16 protein-coding genes are annotated in these 19,248 nt (G+C 71.0%); 9 read left to right on the top strand and 7 right to left on the bottom strand.

Annotated features, from left to right (window positions below):
• Positions 1-4: 4 nt before the first annotated feature.
• On the bottom strand, positions 5-994 hold the full coding sequence (locus tag AC21LY_RS11875; protein ID WP_489046675.1) for a PDR/VanB family oxidoreductase: 990 nt from the start codon (positions 992-994) through the stop codon (positions 5-7).
• Between the two features lie 270 nt (positions 995-1,264).
• Here AC21LY_RS11875 and AC21LY_RS11870 point away from each other — a divergent pair, with 270 nt between their 5' ends.
• A complete protein-coding gene (locus AC21LY_RS11870; protein ID WP_489046674.1) occupies positions 1,265-2,434 on the top strand; it encodes an epoxide hydrolase family protein in 1,170 nt (389 codons plus the stop codon).
• Between the two features lie 30 nt (positions 2,435-2,464).
• Here AC21LY_RS11870 and AC21LY_RS11865 read toward each other — a convergent pair whose 3' ends face one another.
• The gene (locus AC21LY_RS11865; protein ID WP_489046673.1) at positions 2,465-3,442 is read right to left on the bottom strand and encodes an NADPH:quinone oxidoreductase family protein; all 978 of its coding nucleotides are present in this window, start codon (positions 3,440-3,442) and stop codon (positions 2,465-2,467) included.
• A gap of 214 nt (positions 3,443-3,656) precedes the next feature.
• Here AC21LY_RS11865 and AC21LY_RS11860 point away from each other — a divergent pair, with 214 nt between their 5' ends.
• A complete protein-coding gene (locus AC21LY_RS11860) occupies positions 3,657-4,787 on the top strand; it encodes an ABC transporter substrate-binding protein (protein ID WP_489046672.1) in 1,131 nt (376 codons plus the stop codon).
• 128 nt (positions 4,788-4,915) lie between these two features.
• On the opposite strand, the gene AC21LY_RS11855 is transcribed toward AC21LY_RS11860, so the two are convergent.
• The 5 genes from AC21LY_RS11855 to AC21LY_RS11835 all read right to left on the bottom strand — a co-directional run bounded on the left by AC21LY_RS11855 (position 4,916) and on the right by AC21LY_RS11835 (position 11,066).
• Positions 4,916-5,827, bottom strand: coding sequence for a LysR family transcriptional regulator (locus tag AC21LY_RS11855; protein ID WP_489046671.1), 912 nt, complete (start codon positions 5,825-5,827; stop codon positions 4,916-4,918).
• A gap of 69 nt (positions 5,828-5,896) precedes the next feature.
• Positions 5,897-6,706 (bottom strand): SDR family NAD(P)-dependent oxidoreductase, encoded by an 810-nt coding sequence (locus tag AC21LY_RS11850; RefSeq protein ID WP_489046670.1) that lies wholly within the window; start codon positions 6,704-6,706, stop codon positions 5,897-5,899.
• Positions 6,703-7,533 carry an alpha/beta fold hydrolase gene (locus AC21LY_RS11845; protein WP_489046669.1) on the bottom strand — a complete coding sequence of 277 codons (831 nt, stop codon included), beginning with the start codon at positions 7,531-7,533 and terminating at the stop codon, positions 6,703-6,705. The genes AC21LY_RS11850 and AC21LY_RS11845 overlap by 4 nt, the downstream gene beginning before the upstream one ends.
• 18 nt (positions 7,534-7,551) lie before the next feature.
• Positions 7,552-10,236: an alpha/beta fold hydrolase gene (locus AC21LY_RS11840; RefSeq protein WP_489046668.1), complete on the bottom strand. Its 2,685-nt coding sequence runs from the start codon at positions 10,234-10,236 to the stop codon at positions 7,552-7,554.
• Positions 10,237-10,238: 2 nt separating this feature from the next.
• Entirely contained in the window at positions 10,239-11,066 is an 828-nt protein-coding gene (locus AC21LY_RS11835; RefSeq protein ID WP_489046667.1) for an ABC transporter ATP-binding protein, read from the bottom strand.
• A 284-nt stretch (positions 11,067-11,350) separates the two neighbouring features.
• Here AC21LY_RS11835 and AC21LY_RS11830 point away from each other — a divergent pair, with 284 nt between their 5' ends.
• From AC21LY_RS11830 to AC21LY_RS11800, 7 genes are read left to right on the top strand one after another with little or no spacing between them, the layout of a single operon-like run.
• Positions 11,351-12,175, top strand: coding sequence for an SDR family NAD(P)-dependent oxidoreductase (locus tag AC21LY_RS11830; RefSeq protein ID WP_489046666.1), 825 nt, complete (start codon positions 11,351-11,353; stop codon positions 12,173-12,175).
• 29 nt (positions 12,176-12,204) lie between these two features.
• A complete protein-coding gene (locus AC21LY_RS11825; RefSeq protein WP_489046665.1) occupies positions 12,205-13,083 on the top strand; it encodes an ABC transporter permease in 879 nt (292 codons plus the stop codon).
• Positions 13,080-13,775 (top strand): SDR family NAD(P)-dependent oxidoreductase, encoded by a 696-nt coding sequence (locus AC21LY_RS11820; protein ID WP_489046664.1) that lies wholly within the window; start codon positions 13,080-13,082, stop codon positions 13,773-13,775. The genes AC21LY_RS11825 and AC21LY_RS11820 overlap by 4 nt, the downstream gene beginning before the upstream one ends.
• A 38-nt stretch (positions 13,776-13,813) precedes the next feature.
• Positions 13,814-16,030, top strand: a complete 2,217-nt coding sequence (locus AC21LY_RS11815; protein ID WP_489046663.1) for an acetate--CoA ligase family protein — start codon at positions 13,814-13,816, stop codon at positions 16,028-16,030.
• Positions 16,027-17,601, top strand: a complete 1,575-nt coding sequence (locus AC21LY_RS11810) for an acyl-CoA carboxylase subunit beta (RefSeq protein ID WP_489046662.1) — start codon at positions 16,027-16,029, stop codon at positions 17,599-17,601. Before AC21LY_RS11815 ends, AC21LY_RS11810 begins: the two co-directional genes overlap by 4 nt.
• 8 nt (positions 17,602-17,609) lie before the next feature.
• Positions 17,610-18,971 (top strand): acetyl-CoA carboxylase biotin carboxylase subunit, encoded by a 1,362-nt coding sequence (locus AC21LY_RS11805; RefSeq protein ID WP_489046661.1) that lies wholly within the window; start codon positions 17,610-17,612, stop codon positions 18,969-18,971.
• A gap of 16 nt (positions 18,972-18,987) precedes the next feature.
• Positions 18,988-19,206 (top strand): biotin/lipoyl-binding carrier protein, encoded by a 219-nt coding sequence (locus tag AC21LY_RS11800; protein ID WP_489046660.1) that lies wholly within the window; start codon positions 18,988-18,990, stop codon positions 19,204-19,206.
• Positions 19,207-19,248: the final 42 nt, after the last annotated feature.

Below are 19,248 nucleotides of genomic sequence, written 5' to 3'. Positions count from 1 at the left end.
TCCCCTAGAGGTCGAGTACGAGCGTGTCGCTGGCGGAACGGGACACGCAGGCGAAGATCCGGTCGCCCCGGGCTCGTTCGGCGTCGGTGAGCAGTGAGTCGCGGTGGTCCGGGACGCCGGCGAGGACGGGGACCTCGCACGTCCCGCAGACGCCCGCCTGACAGGACGAGACGACGGTGACCCCCGCGCCGCTGAGCACATCGAGAATCGATTCCTGGGGCCGTACGGTGAGCGTCCTGCCGGACTGCCGCAGTTCGATCGTGAACGGCCCCGAGCGGACCGGCGGCTCGGCCACCGCCGCCACGAACCGTTCGAACCGCACGTCCTGCTCGGGCCAGCGCACCGTCGCGGCGCGGACGGCGTCCAGGAGCGGGCCCGGCCCACAGCAGTACACCTTCGACAGTTCCGCGGGCTCGTCGAGAACGGTCAGGTCGAGCAGGCCCCGTTCGTCCTCGGGCCAGACGGTGACCCGGTCCCCGTACGCCGCCAACCGGTCGAGGAAGGCCATCGACCGGCGCGATCGTCCACCGTAGAGCAGCCGCCACGGAATACCCTGCTGTTCCGCCGCGGCGATCATGGTGACGATCGGCGTGATGCCGATGCCGCCGGCGACGAACGTGTAACCGCGGGCGGGGGCGAGCCCGAAGTTGTTCCGGGGCGAGCTGATGCCCAGCAGGTCGCCGACCGCGAGCCGGTCGTGGACGTAGTGCGATCCTCCCCGCGACTCCCGCTCCCGCAGGACCGCCACCTCGTAGGTGCCGGCGTTCCAGCGATCACCGCAGAGCGAGTACTGGCGCGCGATCGTCTCACCCTCGCGGACCGGCAGCACGAGGTCGATGTGCGCACCCGGATTCCAGTCCGGCAGGCGTTGCCCCTCGGGGTCGCTCAGGCGGAGCCGGACCACACCGTCGGCGACGACGTCCTTGCCGACCACTCTCGCCATGCGGGTGCCGACCGGCGGCGACGCCGCGCCCGCACCTTCGCCGCCCGTCATCGACCGGCCTTCGAGCTGTGCACGTTCACGCGCCATTCACCTCCGCAGGAAGGGCGGAAACCGTCGGACCGCCCGTCGTCACGAGTCTGCGGCACCGCCGGTTCCCCGGGGAAGACGACCGGGCTTGGCACAGTGATCGACGACGGCTATCGGCCCGGAACCCGTCCGCGGCTCGGTCGCGCTATCGGCGTGATAGGCACGAAGACGTTGGCGGCCCGGTGCCGCGTCGCCAGACTGGCCGGATACGTGTCACCCGTGAAAGGGGCCCCGATGCTCGTCCTGTCCCCCGGCACCGGCCCGTCCGACGACGGTGCCGTCCTGCGTGCGGAACTGCATGTCCCGCAGGCCGATCTCGACGACCTGCAGTCGCGACTCGCGCGCACCCGCTGGCCCGACGCGGCGACCGCCCCCGGCTGGGACCAGGGCGTTCCCCTCGATCAGGCGATGCACCTCGTCGACCACTGGCGCCGGCACTACGACTGGCGCGCGTGCGAGGCCCGGCTCAACGCGATCGGGCAGTACTGGACCGAGGTCGACGGTGCCGGGATCCATTTCCTGCACGCACGCTCGCCCGAGCCGGACGCGCTCCCGGTGATCATGACGCACGGCTGGCCGGGATCGGTGACCGAGTTCCTCGAGGTCATCGACCCGCTGCGCGATCCCCGCGCGCACGGGGGCGACCCCCGGGACGCCATGCACGTCGTCGTCCCGTCCCTCCCGGGATTCGGCTTCTCCGAGCGACCACGGCAGGGCTGGCCCGTCGAGCGCATCGCCGCGGCGTGGATCACCCTGATGAAGCGGCTGGGGTACGAACGCTTCGCCGCCCAGGGAGGCGACTGGGGAGCGACCGTCTCCGCTGCGATCGCGGCGACCGGGGACCCGGCGGTCGTGGGCATCCACCTGACCATGGTCAACGCTCGGCCCACTGACGCGGAGCTCGCCGATCCGACGCCCCGCGAGCGGGACGCCCTCGCGGCCATGCAGGAGTACGCGACGACGGAACACGGCTACTCGGCTCTCCAGGCCACCCGACCGCAGACCCTGGGCTACGCGCTGACCGATTCCCCAGTGGGGCAGGCGATGTGGATCTTCGAGAAGTTCCGCCAGTGGAGCGACTGCGACGGGGATCCGTTCACCGTCATCACGCCGGACGCGCTGATCGACACCATCATGCTGTACTGGCTCCCCGCCACGGCGGCGTCCTCGGCGCGCCTCTACTGGGAGAGCTGGGGGAAGGCGCCGGGGATCAGCACGGACCTGCCGGTCGCGTGCAGCGTCTTCCCCCGCGACATCGTCCGGCCGCCGGAGCACTGGGCACGGCGCCGCTTCCCCAACATCGTCTACTGGAACGAACCCGCGCACGGCGGCCACTTCGCCGCGCTGGAACGACCGGAGACGTTCGTCGCGGAGGTCCGCGCCGGGCTCCGTCCGATGCGCTGACGGCGCACCGGCTCGGAGCCCGGCCGCGGGCTATCCCTCCCGGACGCGCAGGACGAGCTTGCCGACGGCCCGTCGCTCGTCGATGGCGGTGAGCGCGTCGGTGATCCGGTCCATGGAGTAGACCTCGCCGATCGCCGGCGCGATCGCGCCCGATTCGAGCTTCGGCAGCATCTCCGCCCACTGGCCCTGCAGGTAGCCCGGACGGGCCAGTGCGTACGCGCCCCAGCCCACGCCCACGACGTCGAGATTGTTGAGGAGCAGACGGTTGACCTTCACCTCCGGGATGGAACCGCCGGTGAAGCCGACCACCAGCATCCGGCCGTCCGCGGCCAGCGACCGCAGCGAGTCGGTGAAACGGTCTCCGCCGACGGTGTCGACGACGAGGTCCACACCCCGGCCCCCGGTGAGTTCCTTCACCGCGTCGCGGAAGCCGTCGGCGAGGACGTAGTCGTCGCTGCCCGCGGCGATCGCGGCCGCGCCCTTCTCCGCGGTCGAGGTGACCGCGATGACGCGGCCCGCACCGAAGCCCTTCGCCACCTGGACCGCGGCGGTACCGACCCCGCCGGCCGCACCGTGCACCAGCACCGATTCACCGGGCGTCATCCGGCCGCGCCGCAGCAGCGCGAAGTGCGCCGTCAAGTAGTTGAACGGAACGGCGGCCGCCGCCTCGAAGGAGAGCGCATCGGGGATCCGGAAGACCGCGTCCACGGGGCAGGCGACCTGCTCGGCGAACCCACCGAGGAAGGGCAGGGCCGCCACCCGGTCCCCCACCGCCACGCCGGCACCGTCCGGCGCCTCCGCGACCACCCCCGCCACCTCGGCCCCGGGGGTGAACGGGAGGTCGGGCTTGACCTGGTACAGGCCACGGGACTGGAGCACCTCGGGGAACGAGATCCCCGCGGCGTGCACGTCGATGAGGACCTTCTGCGCGCCCGCCGACGGGGCCGGAACCTCGCGCGTCCGAAGCGAACCGGGACCGTCGAGGGTTGTGATCTGCACTGCTTTCATGAGGTGCACACTAGGTGGCCGCCCGGTCCCGGCGAACCCTCGGGCGGCTATCGCCGTGAAAGCCCGGGCGCCCGGGCAGGCGGAGTCGCCGGTGATAGCCGCGGCTGATCACAGTGCCACGTCCGTGAATCTTCCCGGCCGGTGTGACTCACGGCACACTCGTGGGCACCCGGCTGGTCGCCGGGTGAAAACGTCAAAGATCAAGGGGACTTCCATGTCAGCTCGCTTCCGGTTCGTCGAGGACGCCGCCGCTGCGCGCCTCTCGCGTCGAGGCCTTCTGCAGATGTTCGGTGCCTCGGCCGTCGCGGTCGGCGCGGGTACCGTTCTCTCGGCCTGCGGCTCCGGCCCTTCGGGCGCGCCCGGCGGCATGACGTCCGCGGGCGCCGCGCCCAAGCTCACGAAGGCCACGATCTCCTCCGCGAAGCTGGACACCTACCTGATGGACATGGTCGCCCTGGAGGAGAAGATCCTCGCCGCCTACAACCTCGACGTGAACCAGTACCTCTACCCGACGAGCAGCGTCCAGGGGCTGCAGATGCTGGTCGCCAACCAGGTCAACCTGACCGGCCAGGACACGACCGTCACCCTCGGCGCGTTCGCCAACACCGCGGAGGGCTCACGTCCGCAGATCGTCGGCATGCGGATGAACACGTCGCCGTACACGATCGTCGTGAAGAAGGGAGACGGCTGGCCGCCCGAGTCGGCGAGCTACGAGGAGAAGATGCGCTCCCTGCGCGGAAAGACCATCGGCGTGACCGCCATCGGCGCCGGCGCGGACACGGTGCTCAAGCTGGCGCTGGCGCAGGCCGGCATGCAGTACACCGACGTCACACCGCTCGCCATCGGCCAGACCACCCCCGCGATCGCACAGATGCAGGCCGGCAAGATCGACGCCTACGTCGGCATGTCCTGGACCGGGGCCCGGCTGATCGCCGAGCAGACGGGCGGGAGGATCATGATCGACTTCGGCGCCGACGGCGTGCCGGACGTGCTGCGCCTGCAGCCCATCGGAGGGCTGGTGACGAACCAGGCCTTCCTCGCCCAGAACAAGGACGCCGTGACCGCGTGGCTCGCGGCGCTCGAGGCGGCGGCGAACTGGATCAAGGACAACCGTTCCAAGGCCGCTGCGCTCCTCAACAAGGAGGCCCTGGGCGGGAAGAGCCCGGCGATCGCCGAGGGCTTCATCGAGCATTTCGTGAACGTGCAGATGGCGGGCTTCAAGCCGAACCTCAAGGTCTCGCGGGACGGCATCGACCGGCTGATCGGCGTGGCGATCGGTAACGGCACCATCAAGCAGGGACAGGTCACGTTCGAGACAGCCGTCCCGGAGTGGGCCCGCGCCTGACGGTGCGGTGGTGAGGGTGCGGCGGCGCACCACGGGTTCCCGTCACCCCACGAGGGTGGCGGGAACCGTCGTCTCCGGGGAAGCGGGACGTCGGCCCCGAGACCGATGTCGGACCCGAGGCTCCAGGCTCACCGACCCGCGGGCGTGCCGCCGTTCTTCACGATCGCCTTCATCTCGGCCAGGAGCAGCTGCACGATCGGGCTGTGCAGCTCGCCGGCGCGCACCACCGCCGACAGCCGCGCGAACGCCCAGTCGTAGGGAAGCGGGATCAGCGTGACGCCGTTCCCGCTCACCGTCGACGTCGCGAGGGTGTTGGCGATCGAGATGCCGATGCCCTCCCGCACCATGCGCTGCGCGGTCTCCGCGCCGTCGGTGACGTAGACGATGTCGGCCCGCCGGCCGGCGGTCAACCGGGCCAACGCCTCACGAAGCGCACTGCCCTCGCGATAGGTGACGAAGCGCTCCCCGTCCAAGGCGTCGGGATCGAAGGTCGTACTGTTCGCGAGTGGATGGGCGTCCGGCACGCACAACACCAGTCGGCCGAACATCAGATCGATGTGGCGCAGATGATCGGGCTCGTAGAGCTCCTCACCCAGCCGGGTGACGAGGCCCATGTCGTAGCTGCCCTTGACCACGCCCTCGGCGACCGGGCCCGAACCGTCCTCCGTCACCTCGAAGCAGATCCGCGGATGGTCCGCGTGCAGCTTGCGCACGACGGCCGGCAGCACGAGCATGCTGCCGGTGTTCACCGTCGCGAGCCGCGCCGTCCCCATGTGCAGGCCGTCGATCGCGCTGGCCTCCTGCCGCAGGAGCACCTCCGCCCGGATCGCGGCGCGGGCGTGCGGCAGGATGCGCTCCGCGGCGTCGGTCGCCCGCACCCCGCTGGCACCCCGCCGGAGCAGGACCAGGCCCAGATCCTCCTCGAGCCGCTGCACCTGGCTGGTGATGGTCGGCTGAGAGACTCCCAGTTCGCGCGCCGCCTGGCGGAACGAGCCGGTCCGCACCGCCGCCTCGAAGTAGCGGAGTTGCTCGAACCTCATCCACCACCTCCGAGACCGACACCTGCCCGATCGATCCTATGTCCGGCCCCGATGCGAACGGGAGCCGGACTACAGCCCCATCTGATCCGTGGCACCGGTACCGCCATCGACCGCCACCGTCGTCCCGGTCACGTACGCGGCCGCAGGCGTCATCAGGAATCCGACGGTGGCCGCCACCTCGTAGGGCTGTCCCAGCCGGCCGAGCATGGTGTGGGCGCCGAAGTTGCGTGCGAGCGAGCCGCTCGGATCGAGGTCGGCGACCCGCGGCGAGAGGAACAGGCCCGGCGCGACCGCGTTCACCCGCACGTTCGCGGGCCCCAGCTCGGCCGCCAGCGTCTTGGTCCACAGGTTCAGCGCCGCCTTGGCGACCCCGTACGCGGGGGCGTACGTGCCCGCACGCTCCGCGCTGAGGCTCGACACGTGCACGATGGAGCCGCCGGTGCCGCGGGCGGCGATCATCGCCCCCAGTCGGCGACCAGCGAGGAAGGCGTGGGTCAGATTCACCGCCATGTCCCGCTCCCAGTCCTCGCGCGTGAACCGATCGAGGGGCTTGCGGGTCATCCGCCCGATGACGTCGACGTAGCCGTCCAGGCCACCGAACTCACCCTCCGCAACGGCCGCGACGGCGTCGACCCCCTCCTCGGTGCTCACATCAGCCTGCACGTGCAGGCCCCCGAGCTCGTCCGCCACCCGGGCCGCGCCGGCACCGTCGATGTCGACGCACAGCACCTCGGCGCCCAGCGCGTGGAGCGTCCGCGCGACGTGCTCCCCGATACCGGCGCCCGCGCCGAGCACGGCGTACCGCCGGCCGTCGGCCCGGAAGAGGGCGCCGTAGTCCACCCCACCCGGCGGCACCGGGCGATGCGGGTCGTCCGTCATCGAACGGTTCCGACGAAGTCGGCGATCAGGTCCCACGTCTGCTGCGGATGGGTGATGTTCGGCGAATGCTTCGCGTCGATCCACTCCGTCCTGACGTCGGGGCGCACCTCGGCGAAGTGATCCATCCAGTCCGGCTCGAGCAACTCGTCGCGCTTGCCGGCGACGAGCATCAGCGGCGTGGAGGTTCCACGGAGCGCACCGGGCCAGTCGTCGGCGGGCCGGGGGGTCACCAAGGCTTCCGGCACGGGCGTACGAGCCGACGCCAGAGCCGCGAAATGCCCGGGCGCGCACGCCCGCTCGAATCGGCGCGCGATGTACTCGTCGAATCCGTCGAACTCCCCCGCGCTGAGCAGCTCGATCCGCGTGAGCGATTCGACGGTGCCGTCGAACTTCCCGAGCTCGGCGGTCACGGCCGTGCGGTAGGGGCCGCCCGTCCCGTTGATGACCGTGGCGGACGCGATCCGCTGCGCGAGCGCGGCGTCGGGGAGGCCGCGCAGGACCACGGACCCGCCGAAGCAGTGCCCCACCAAGTGCACCGGTTCCTCGACCCCGAGGTGATCGAGCAGCGCGAAGACGTGCCGCAGCCGCATTCCGAAGGGCGCCTCGTCGAAGCGGGTGACCTTCGCGGTGCCGCCGTACCCCAGCAGATCCGGCGCGACCACGCGATGATCGGCGGCGGCCCGTTCGAGCATGTCCCGCCAGCTGACGTCCGACGAGGCACCGAAACCGCCCTCATGGATGAAGACGACGACCGGGGCCCCGTCCGGGCCGCCGGCGAGGTACCGGGTGGGCAGATCGTTGATCGTGACCGTCTGTTCGTCGACCATGTGCGTCTCCTGCGCTCTCTATCGGATGTATTCGTAGTCTTCGGGGTTCACCGCGTGCGTACCCGCGACGTAGCGGTGCGCGGAGAGCGGCCACATGACCGTCGAGTGCCCTTCCGCGTTCTGGTACCAGCTATGGGTCTTCGACCAGCTCCACACGAGGTGGCGGCTGGCCTCGTAGACCTCGTCCCGGTAGTCGGCGTAGACGTCGGGGCGCAGATCCATTCCCCGGTGCCCGGATTCGACGAGGGACCGGATCGCGCTCAGGATGTACATCGACGCGCACTCGATGAAGAAGGCGACGTTGCCGTGCAGCAGCAGTCCGGTGTTCGGCCCGTACATGCAGAACATGTTGGGGAAGCCCGGCACCGTCATCCCGTAGTACGCGCAGGCGTTCGCCCCCCAGGTCTCGTGCAGGTCCTTGCCCCCGCGCCCGGTGATCTTCATCGGCATGAGGTAGTCGGAGGCCTTGAAGCCGGTGCCGAAGACGATCACGTCCGCGTCGATGTGCCGGCCGTCGGACGTCCAGATGCCGGTCTCGTCGATGCGCTCGACTCCGCACGTCACGAGATCGACGTTGTCGCGCTTGAGGGTGGTCAGCCAGGTCCCGTCGTCGCGGATGATGCGCTTGGCGCCCGGGGGATAGTCCGGAACGATCGCCTCGGCGAGATCGGGCCGGTCCGCCACCTGCGAGAGCAGGTAGTCGGTGAGCAGGATCCGCGTCTCCTCGCTGGCCGCGTTCACCGATTTCTCCGTGGGCGGGAAGTCGTAATCGACCTGCGCGGTCGCAAGATTGCCGATCACCCGGGGAAGGAAGATGGACAGCCGGTGGTAGGCGCGGTACAGCGGCAGCTCGCGCAGCGCCTCCCGCTCGTCCGGCGGGAGGTCGCGGCGCAGCTCCGGGGTGGGTTGCAGGAAGGGCGCGGTCCGCTGGAAGACGGTGAGCCGTCCGGCCTCGCGGGCCAGCGCGGGCCCCACCTGCACGCCGCTCGCGCCGGTGCCGATCAGTGCGACGCGCTTGCCCGCGAAATCCACCGAGTGATCCCAGCGGGAGGTGTGGAAGGCGGGCCCCGCGAACGTCTCGAGTCCCGGGATCCGCGGAATCATCGGCCGGTTGAGCTGCCCCACGGCCGAGATGACGATGTCGGCCCGCTCGCTGCGCTCGGTGCCGTCCGCCGCGACCGTGTCGACCGTCCACTCGCCGTCCTCGTCGCTCCAGGAGGCGGCCGTCACCTCCGTCTCGAAGACGATGTGCTCGCGGATGCCGTACTCGTCGGCGAAGGCGGCCAGGTAGTCGTGGATCACGCCCTGCCGGCAGAAGTACGAGGGCCAGTCGTGCGGGAAGAACGAGTAGGTGTAGATGTGGCTGTGCACGTCGATCCGGCAATCGGGGTAGGTGTTCTCGTGCCACACGCCGCCGAGGTCGTCGTCCTTGTCGTACAGCGTGAAGTCGATGCCGGCCTGCTTGAGCCGCAGCGCGATGAGCAGGCCCGACAGGCCGGCCCCCACGACGACGGCACGCACGCGACGGTCCGGCACGAGGTCGCTCACCGTCCAGTCGGGTGCCCGCAGGTCGATCCCGGGCGGCACGAAGGCGGCCTCGAGGAGTGTCCGGTTCTCGTCGCCCGGCCGGCCCAGGGCCCACTCGCCGATCGCGCTGAGCAGTGCGGTATCGGGACGGGCGGGCCAGTTCGCGCGGTCCGCGATGCGCGGGGCCAGGACGTCGAGGCAGAACCGGCGGATCTCCTCGTCGACCTCGGACGGCAGTCCGCTCGCGGGCAGCGATTCCGTCACGGGGCGCCAGTCGTCGCGCAGCACCGTCGGATCGTCCGTCAGGTGGGCCACCGTCATCAGGAGCGCGGGGGTTGCGCACCCCCGGACCCACCGCTCGAGCGCCCCGGCATCATCGGGGGCAGGCGCGGCGAGGAAGGCCGAGACGACGTCCGCGACGGCCTGCGGTTCGACGAAGGGCGCCAGATGCCCGCCGGTGACGGTCGCCGTGCGCGCGCCGGGGATCGACTCCGCGAGTGCGGTGGTGGCCGCCGCCGGCACGCTCGCATCGTCCTCGGCGGCGATGACCAGGGACGGAATCGACGGGGGCACAGCGAAACCCCGCACCGACGGCATGGCCCGCAGCGTCGCCGCGTGTACCGCCGGATCCCCCGCGAGGAATTGCCGCAGGCCGCGTTCCGCGAGCTCGTCGAGGCGCTCTCCGCGCGTCGCGGGATCGCCGAACCAGCGGACCAGTGTCGACTCGGCGAGCGATGCCAGGCCGCCGGCGGCCGCGGCCGTCTCGGCGCGTACGGCGTTGCCCGCGGCCGCCTCCGCGGTGAAGGATCCCGTGGTCGCGATCAGCACCACCGCGGAGCACCGGTCGGGGTGCCGTGCCGCCAGTGCCTGCGCCACCATGCCGCCCAGGGACACTCCGACGACGGCTGCCCGCTCGATACCCAGATCGTCGAGGACGGCGACCGCGTCGTCGGCGAAGCCCGCCAAGCCGATGTCCACCGCAGCGCCGCCGCTGCGGCCGTGTCCACGCAGGTCGGGAATCACACAGCGGTAGCCGGAGCCGAGGGACTCCGCCATCGGCACGAACCACGTCCCGTCGAGGGCGAGGGAGTGCAGCAGGAGAACGGGAGTGGGACCGTCGCCCACCACTCGGTAGGCGACGTCGACACCGTCGCCGGTCCGTACGGTTCGGGTCACGGTCAGTCCTCCTCGTCGCGCTTGGCGTCAGCGGCGTCGACCTCGTGCCGCAGCTTGCTGGAGAGCATTTCGAAGTATTCTGTGAACTCCGGGGACGTGCGCCGCATCTCCTGCGTCCGCGGTCGCGGCAGCTCGATGCGCAGGTCCGCGACGATCCGTCCCGGCCGGGCGGCCATCAGGACCACCCGGTCGCTGAGGAGGATCGCCTCCTCCAGGTCGTGCGTCACGAAGATCACCGTCGGCCGCTCCTGCTCCCAGAGCCGGATGAACTCCTGCTGCTGCAGCGCGCGGGTCTGGGCGTCGAGGGCCGCGAAGGGCTCGTCCATGAGTACCAGACGCGGGCTCTGCACCAGCGTCCGGGCGATCGCGACGCGCTGGCGCATGCCCTGCGACAGGTGCAGCACGTCCGATTCCGCGAAGTCCTCGAGGCGGACGCGGCGCAGCCACTCATCGGCGCGCCGGCGGCGGTCCGCCTTGGGCACGCCGCGCACCTCCATCCCCAGTTCCACGTTGCCGCGCACCTTCCGCCACGGCAGGACAGCGTCCCGGGCGAACAGGAAGGCGGTGTCGCCCGACGCGCCGGCGACGGACTTCTCGCCCAGCCGCACGCTGCCCGAGCGCGGCTCCACGAGCCCGCCCGCCATCGACAACGCCGTCGTCTTGCCGCACCCCGAAGGTCCGACGATCGAGATGAACTCGGACGGACGGATGTTGAGATTGAAGTCCTTGAGCACCAGCACCGCGTGGTCGCCGTGAATGAAGCTGTGATTGATGTGGGCGAAGTCGACCTCGACTCCGTGCGAGACCTGATGGACGACAGGCGAAGCCACGCGTACCTCCTGAAGTAGTGCTGCGGAGCACCGCCTGGCCCCGGGGATCTGGTCGACGCTGCTTCGAGTTTCCCGGATCCGTTGCACGGAGGGCGATTCGGCGGTGCGTCGATGTGCCGATCGTGCGTGATCTGCGCCACAGAAGTCAAGGCGCCGGGCACCGGCATACGCCTATCGCGGCGATAGGCGGCGGGCCATTGCCGCAGCACCGGCGATGGCTGATCGTTATGGAGAACGTGATCCACCACACATCCCGGATCCGACGCACATTCGAAAGAGGCCCCATGGCAGCCACCGCAGTCCACGCCGGATCCGGCGGGATCACCTTCGACTTCACCGGGCGCGTCGTCGTGGTCACGGGCGCCACGGGCGGTATCGGCGGCGCGATCGCCGCCGCGTTCGCGAGCGCCGGCGCCGACCTGGTCCTGCACGGGCGCAAGGAGGAGGTCCTCACCGAACGCGCCGAGCAGATCCGCGCCGCGGGCAGCCGCGCGGTCACCGTGACCGGCAACGTCCGCGACCCGCAGACCGCCGAGGCCATCGTCGCGCGTGCACTCGAGGAGTACGGTCGCATCGACGTCCTCGTCAACAACGCCGGCGGCAACTTCGGGGCGCGGCTCGAGGACCTGTCGCCGAACGCCTGGAACGCCACGATCGAGGCCAATCTCAGTGGCCCGTTCCATCTCGCGAAGGCCTGCCTGCCCGCCCTCCGGGCGCAGGGCGGCGCGATCGTGAACATCGGGTCCGCGTCCGCCGGCTTCGCACACCCCCTGCGCGGGGCGTACGCCGCCGCGAAGGCGGGCCTGGCCTCGCTGACCCGCACGATGGCGTGGGAGTGGGGCTCCGACGGGATCCGGGTCAACTGCCTGGAGCCCGGGGCCGTCGTGACCGAGGCCTCCCGGTTCGCAGCATCCGAGACGGCCGCACGCGCGGCGCACTTCGTCGCACTGGGTCGGCTCGGGACCCCCGAGGACATCGCACGCGCCTGCCTGTTCCTCTGTTCCGACGGGGCCTCCTACATCACCGGGCAGACCATCGTGGCGAGCGGCGGCGTCCACGCCGCCTCCCCCGCCGACATCGAGACGCTGCGCGCCCACGTCCCGTCCTGACCCATCCGACCACACCGAGAAGGCACGACATGTCCCTCACTCCCGACGCCCTCCGGCCCGGTGACACCCCCGACGACGCCGACAACGCGGACACCGCCGCCGCGATCGCCGCGATGGAGGCGTCGATGTTCGCGGAGCAACGCGCGCGCCGGCGACGACGCACCACCACTGTCTGGGCGCTGCGCCTGATCTTCACCGTCGTCGTCCTCGGCGTCTGGTCGGTCGCGTCCGCGAAGGACTGGATCAACCCGCTCTTCATCTCCTCACCGTGGTCGATCGCGAAGGCCTTCTGGACCCAGCTCTCGGAGCCGCGGTTCTGGACCGACGTGATGGCCACCTTCGGCGGCGCCATGACCGGCCTCGCCATCGGCGGCGTCGCCGGCATCGTCACCGGTGTGGTCTTCTCCCGAGCGGAGATCCTCGAGCGCGCGACCACGCCGTTCCTCACCCTGATGAACTCGCTCCCGCGCCCCGCCCTCGCCCCGATCTTCATCCTGTGGTTCGGGCTCGGCTTCGCACCGAAGGCGCTGGTCGCCGCGAGCGTCGTCTACTTCCTGATGCTGACCACCACCCTGGGCGCGCTGCGCAGCATCGACCACGACATCATGCAGCTGACGCGGTCGCTGAACATGTCGCCGGTCCAGCGCTTCTTCAAGATCGAGATGCCCTCGGCGCTGCCCACCATCACAGGCGCGCTGCGGCTCGCCGCGGTCTACGCGGTGCTCGGCGCGGTCCTGTCCGAGATGGTCGGCTCGTACTACGGTCTCGGCCAGCGGCTGGTCATGCTCACCAGCAACTTCCAGGTCGCGGACTCCTTCGCGGTCCTGCTCTTCATGGGCCTGATGTCGATGTTCCTCGACTTCGCGATCTCCGGCATCGAGCGCCTCGTGAAGCGGCGGTCGGCATGAGTGGCGGCACCGTCGTCGTGACGGGCGGCGCGTCGGGCATCGGGGCGCGGCTGGCCGCTGACCTGGCGGTCGACCGCACCGTCGTGGTGATCGACCGGGCAGCACCGGCGCAGCCGCTTCCCGGCGTGCGGTACCTCACCGCCGACCTCACCGATGAGATGCAACTCGCCGACGTCGCCGCCCGGGTGGCGGCCGACGGCGCCGTCGAGGCGCTGGTGCACTGCGCCGGCGTGATGATCGCGGGAGCGTTCCTCGACACGCCCTCCGCGGACTGGCGGCGGGTGCTCGAGGTGAACGTGGCCGGCACGCTGGCCACGTGTCAGGCGTTCGCCCCGCACATCGCCGACGACGGCCGGATCGTGCTGTTCTCGTCGGGCACCGTCTTCAAGGGCCCGGCCGGGGTCGCCGCGTACGCCGCCTCCAAGGCGGCGGTGATCGGCTTCGCCCGCAGCCTGGCGATGGAACTCGGGGCGCGGGGCGTCACGGTCAACACCATCGCCCCCGGCCTGGTGCGCACGCCGATGACGGGCGACCTGATGACCGGCGAGGACCACATCGTGGCCGATCGGGCCATCAAGCGCCCGGCCACCGTCGACGACCTGGTCGGGCCGGTGCGCTTCTTCCTCTCCCCCGGCGCGTCCTTCGTCACCGGACAGACGCTCGTCGTCGACGGCGGCGCCACCAAACACTGACCTCACACCACCACCCACCCGATTCGAAGGAGACCGCAGTGCTCGATCAGGCGCACTCCCCGCTCCCGCTCGCCGTCGCCGACGCGGTCGCGGCCGGCCACCCCGTACTCGGCGAGCCCGAGGCGAAAGCAGCCCTACGCTCGCACGGGATCGCAGTACCCGAGGGACGCGCCGCCCGGAACGCGGCCGAGGCGGTCGCCGCGCTGAACCCCGCCGCGGACGCACGGCTCGTGCTCAAGGCCGTGGCGCCGACGCTGATCCACAAGTCCGACGCGGGCGGCGTCCGCGTCGGACTCGCGCCGGACGAGATCCTCGCGGCGGCGGCGGCGATGGAATCCTCCGTCGCGGCGCACGGGCACGTCGTCGACCGCTTCCTGGTGGAGCGGATGTCCGCGCCCGGCCACGAGGTCGTCGTGGGCGCGGTCCGTTCCGACGACGTGGGCTGGGCCGTGATGGTCGGTCTGGGCGGCGTCTTCGTCGAGGTCTTCGCGGACGTCTCCTTCGGCGTCGCGCCCCTCTCGCGCGCCGATATCGCCGCGATGCTCGGGGAGCTGCGGGCACTTCCCCTGCTCCGCGGAGCACGCGGCACCGCGGCCGCGGACCTGGACGCGCTCACCGACCTGATCGAGCGGCTCGCCGGCTCCGGCGGTCTGCTGTCGTCCCTCCCCCCGGAGGTCACCGAGATCGATCTCAACCCGGTGATCGTGACCACCGACGGTGCGACCGCCGTCGACGCGCGCTTCGTCCTCCGGCCCCGGGCCGCCGGCGCCGGAGACCCGGCCACCCGCGCCACGACCGGCGTCCCCGACCTGCGCGCCCTCTACTCGCCGCAGATCATCGCCGTGCTCGGTGCCAGCGGCAACCGACCCAACGCCGCGAACGCCTTCATCCGGGGCCTGGCCGCCGCCGGGTTCCGCGGCACCGTCGTCCCCGTCCACCGCACGGCGGACGAGATCGAGGGCATCCCGACGGCGCGCTCCCTCGCCGACGTGGCCGGCACCGTCGACTACGCGTACGTGGCCCTGCCCGGCGGCGCCGTCACCGAGGCCCTCACCGCGCCCGCGGGGAAGGTCCGCTTCGCGCAGGTCATCAGCAGCGGCTTCGCCGAGGTCGCCGACGGTGCCGAGCGGGAACGCGAGCTCGTCGAGCGGATGCGCGCGCAGGGGACCCGGCTCCTCGGCCCCAACTGCCTGGGTACCCACAGTTCCGTCGGCCGGTTCAGCTTCATCCCGAACGCGCCCCTGGAGCCCGGGCGGGTGGGGATCGTCTCGCAGAGCGGCGGCCTCAGCGTGGACGTGCTGCGACTCGGCGCCGCCCGCGGGGTCCGGTTCCACAGCGTCACCAGCATCGGCAACGGCGCCGATCTGCGGCCCGCCGAGATCGTCGCCGCCATGTTGGAGGACGACGACATCGGCGTGATCGGGCTCTACCTCGAGTCCCTCGGCTACGCGAGCGAGATCCTCGAGGTGGTGCGGCGATCAGCCACCACCAAGCCGATCGTCCTGCTGGCCGGCGGACGGACCGCGAACGGCTCCCGCGCGGCGTCCAGCCACACCGGTGCGCTCACCGGGAACCATCGCCTGTGGCCGGCGGTCGGGCGGCAGTGCGGCATGTCGCTCACGGACTCGCTCGACGAGTTCCTCGACACCCTCACCGCATTCCAGGCCGTCGAGGGCCGTCCCGCACCCAGCGGCGACGGTGCGATCCTCTTCGGTAACGGAGGCGGCGCCAACGTTCTCGCCGCCGACGTGCTCGCCCGGCTGGACGTCGTCCTTCCGGAGCTCCCCACCGCGACGCAGGAGCGCATCGAGGCGATCGGCCTGCCGCCGGGCAACGGACTGACGAACCCGTTGGACACCCCCGCTCCGACCCTGACGGTCGATGAGGGCGGTGTGGCCGGTGCGATCCTTCGGATCGCGATCCCCGCCGTGACCCCCGCGATGGTGATCTCCCACTTCAACGTGGGCATCGTGCACCGCAACCTGTCGGCGACGTACGGCGACGTGATGGGGCGGGTCATCGACTCCATCGCGGACGCCGCCGCGGCGCACCCCGAGTGCCTGCACTACCTCGTGCTCAAGGGTGACGGCAAGGCCGACATCGACCAGCTGATCCGGGAGTACACCGACCGCTCGGTCGCGCTCGGCCTGCCGGTCTTCGGCTCCGTCGAGGCGGCCGCCACCGCGGGCCGCGCGGTACTCGACCACCTCCGCACCGCACAGCCGGTCCCGGCTGCAGCACTCAACCCCGCGTGACGGACTCCCCGACGCACCCCGACTCGAAGAAGGACGACGGCATGTCCCAGGACTACCGCGAAGAACACGAACGACGGACAGCGCTGGCCCGCGCCATGGGCGGCGAACGCAAGCTCGCCGCCCGCGCGGAGAAGGGCCAGCTGAACGCGCGCGAGCGCGTGGCGCGGCTCTTCGACCCCGACACGTTCCGGGAGACCGGACTGTTCGCGACCTCGCCGAACGAGGCCGATCGGCACCAGACCCCCGCGGACGGCAAGGTGACCGGCACCGGCGACGTCGACGGTCAGCGCGCGGCCGTCATCGCCTACGACTTCACGGTGAAGGGCGCCTCCTCGGGGTCCTCGAGCAACAAGAAGATGGGCGCGATGAAGGACCTCGCGGACCGGTCCGGCATGCCGCTGGTCTATCTCGCCGAGTCGACGGGCGTGCGGATGCCGGACGCGATGGGCGGCACCGGCATGGGCAATGCGAGCGATCGCACCCGCTTCCTCCGCAAGCGCCGCAGCCCGTGGGTCTCGGCCTGCTTCGGCTACTCCTTCGGTTCAGCCGCCTGGCACACGGTGAGCTCCGACTTCGCCGTGATGCGCAAGGGGGCGGTGATGGCGGTCTCCAGCCCCGGCCTGGTCTCCCGGGCCACCGGCCAGGAGGTCGACGGCCAGACCCTCGGCGGCTGGAAGCTGCACTCCGAGGTGACCGGATTCGTCGACGCCGTCGCCGATACGGACGAGCAGGCTATCGACCTGGTCAAGGGCTTCCTGAGCTACCTGCCGCGGCACAACGGGGAGGCTCCGCCCATCGCCCCCGTCCCCGAGGGCTCCGAGGGGCGCGGTGCAGCGCTCCACGACCTGGTCCCGGTGGAGCGCTCGAAGGTCTACGACGTGCGCAAGGTGATCGAGATCATCGCCGATCTGGACTCGGTCTTCCCGATCAAGGCCCGGTACGGCAAGTCACTGGTGACCGCGCTGGCGCGGATCGGCGGCCGGCCGGTGGGATTCATCGCCAACAACCCGTTGTTCAAGGGCGGCGCGATGGACGCGCAGGCCTGCCTCAAGGCGACCAGCTTCATCGTCCTGTGCGACTCGTACAACATCCCGATCATCCACCTCGTCGACCAGCCCGGCTTCCTCATCGGCATCGAGGGCGAGCGCGCCGGCATCGTCGGCAAGGTCATCAACTGGATGAACGCGCTCTCCCTGGCCACGGTCCCGAAACTCACCGTGATGATGCGCAAGAACTACGGGCAGGGCTACGTCAACATGGGCGGCGCCTGGACGGCCGACAGCACGGTCGCGTGGTGGTCCGCTGAGGCCAGCTTCATGGACCCGCGGTCGGCCGTCGGGGTGGTGTACGGGATCGACCCCGAGCAGGAGCCCGAGCTGTACGCCGAGAAGCTCGCCGGGATGGCGAAGGAGAGCACCGGCTACGACGTGGCTCGGGTCTACGGCGTCGAGGACGTCATCGACCCCGCCGATACCCGCGACTTCCTCGCACGCGCCCTCGAGGACAACGATCTGACCCGCACCGGCGGCGTCGGAGAACACCTGCTCAGCACCTGGCCCACGAGTTACTAGGGGTACCGATGTCCACCTTCCCTTCCCGCCTGCTCATCGCCAATCGCGGCGAGATCGCCCTGCGTGTCCTGCGCACCGCGCAGCGCCTCGGCATCGAATGCGTCGCCGTGTACCACGAGGTCGACGCGCAGATGCCGTTCGTCACCGAAGCCGATGTCGCCGTGCAGATCCCGGCCGAGCTGCCGATCAAGGCGTACCTCGACGCCGCGCGGATCATCGAGGCCGCACTGTCCACGGGCGCCGGCGCCGTGCACCCCGGGTACGGCCTGCTCTCCGAGAACGCCGAGTTCGCGCGCGCGGTCGAGGACGCGGGGCTGCGCTGGGTGGGGCCGAGCCCGGACGCGATCACCGCCATGGGCGACAAGGTCCGTGCCCGCAACCTCGTCGCCGCGGCCGGGGTACCGGTCAGCGGCGGCGCCGGCGACGTCCTGACCTCGGCCGACGAGGCCGTCGAGGCGGCGGAGCGGCTCGGCTACCCCGTGATGCTCAAGGCCTCCGGGGGCGGCGGCGGGATCGGGATGACGGTGCTCCGCGACGCCGACGCCCTGCGCAAGGCGTACGACGGGACCGTCTCGATGGCCGAGCGCAGCTTCGGTTCGGACCGGGTCTTCGTCGAGAAGTTCATCGAGTCCGCCCGGCACGTCGAGGTGCAGGTGCTCGGCACGGCGGACGGCACCGTCGCGCTCGGCGAACGCGACTGCTCGGTGCAACGGCGACATCAGAAGATCGCGGAGGAGTGCCCCGCGCCGGGGCTCTCGCCGCAGGTCCGCGACGCGCTGCGCGCGGCGGCGGTCGCGGCCGCGACGGCGGTGGACTACCGCAACGCCGGCACCGTCGAATTCCTGCTAGACACCGCGACCGGCGACGTCGTCTTCCTCGAGATGAACACCCGCATCCAGGTGGAGCACCCCGTGACGGAACTGGTCTACGGCGTCGACCTGGTGGAGCAACAGCTGAGCATCGCATGGACGGGGACCACCACACCCGGCTTCGCCCCTGCGCCGCAGGGCCACGCCATCGAGTTCCGGCTGTGCGCGGAGGACCCGGTGCGCTTCTTCCCCAGCCCCGGGCCGATCGACGAGTGGTCGATGCCGAGCGGCGACGGCGTCCGGGTGGACGCCGGGTACCGCGCGGGGCTGGAGGTGAGCCGGCACTTCGACCCGCTGATCGCCAAGATCTGCGTGCACGCGGCCGATCGGGAGTCCGCTCTCGCCGCCGCACGGTCGGCGCTCTCGCAGGTGCGGGTCGGGCCGGTCACCACCAATCTGCCCTTCCTGCAGCAACTGGTCGAGGATCCCGAGTTCCGCGCCGGCGGTTTCGATACCGCGATCATCAGCCGCGTCCGCGCCAACGCCCCCGTCCCCAGCTAGAAGAGAGAAGACACCCATGGAGAACATCACCAGCGACCTGGCCGCCAACGTGTGGAAGGTGCTCGTCGAACCCGGCCAGCAGGTCGAGGAGGACGCCGTCCTCGCGATCCTCGAGTCGATGAAGATGGAGATCCCCGTGCTCGCCGAGTGCGACGGAACGGTCGTGGCCGTGCACGTCACCGAGGGCGGATCGGTGAACGCCGGCGATCCCCTCGTCGACATCGATCCGAGCTGACCCGTCCCCCGATCGTCTCCTCGTCGTTGCATTCCCACCCCC

Source organism: Tsukamurella sp. II2bb (genome assembly GCF_057815145.1).
This window is presented reverse-complemented; position numbering and strand designations above follow the sequence as displayed.

What these genes read in the sequence shown, in the direction of transcription:
- AC21LY_RS11875 (WP_489046675.1), bottom strand. Translation starts at nt 994, where the DNA reads ATGACGGGCGGCGAAGGTGCGGGCGCGGCGTCGCCGCCGGTCGGCACC.
- AC21LY_RS11870 (WP_489046674.1), top strand. Translation starts at nt 1,265, where the DNA reads ATGCTCGTCCTGTCCCCCGGCACCGGCCCGTCCGACGACGGTGCCGTC.
- AC21LY_RS11865 (WP_489046673.1), bottom strand. Translation starts at nt 3,442, where the DNA reads ATGAAAGCAGTGCAGATCACAACCCTCGACGGTCCCGGTTCGCTTCGG.
- AC21LY_RS11860 (WP_489046672.1), top strand. Translation starts at nt 3,657, where the DNA reads ATGTCAGCTCGCTTCCGGTTCGTCGAGGACGCCGCCGCTGCGCGCCTC.
- AC21LY_RS11855 (WP_489046671.1), bottom strand. Translation starts at nt 5,827, where the DNA reads ATGAGGTTCGAGCAACTCCGCTACTTCGAGGCGGCGGTGCGGACCGGC.
- AC21LY_RS11850 (WP_489046670.1), bottom strand. Translation starts at nt 6,706, where the DNA reads ATGACGGACGACCCGCATCGCCCGGTGCCGCCGGGTGGGGTGGACTAC.
- AC21LY_RS11845 (WP_489046669.1), bottom strand. Translation starts at nt 7,533, where the DNA reads ATGGTCGACGAACAGACGGTCACGATCAACGATCTGCCCACCCGGTAC.
- AC21LY_RS11830 (WP_489046666.1), top strand. Translation starts at nt 11,351, where the DNA reads ATGGCAGCCACCGCAGTCCACGCCGGATCCGGCGGGATCACCTTCGAC.
- AC21LY_RS11825 (WP_489046665.1), top strand. Translation starts at nt 12,205, where the DNA reads ATGTCCCTCACTCCCGACGCCCTCCGGCCCGGTGACACCCCCGACGAC.
- AC21LY_RS11820 (WP_489046664.1), top strand. Translation starts at nt 13,080, where the DNA reads ATGAGTGGCGGCACCGTCGTCGTGACGGGCGGCGCGTCGGGCATCGGG.
- AC21LY_RS11805 (WP_489046661.1), top strand. Translation starts at nt 17,610, where the DNA reads ATGTCCACCTTCCCTTCCCGCCTGCTCATCGCCAATCGCGGCGAGATC.
- AC21LY_RS11800 (WP_489046660.1), top strand. Translation starts at nt 18,988, where the DNA reads ATGGAGAACATCACCAGCGACCTGGCCGCCAACGTGTGGAAGGTGCTC.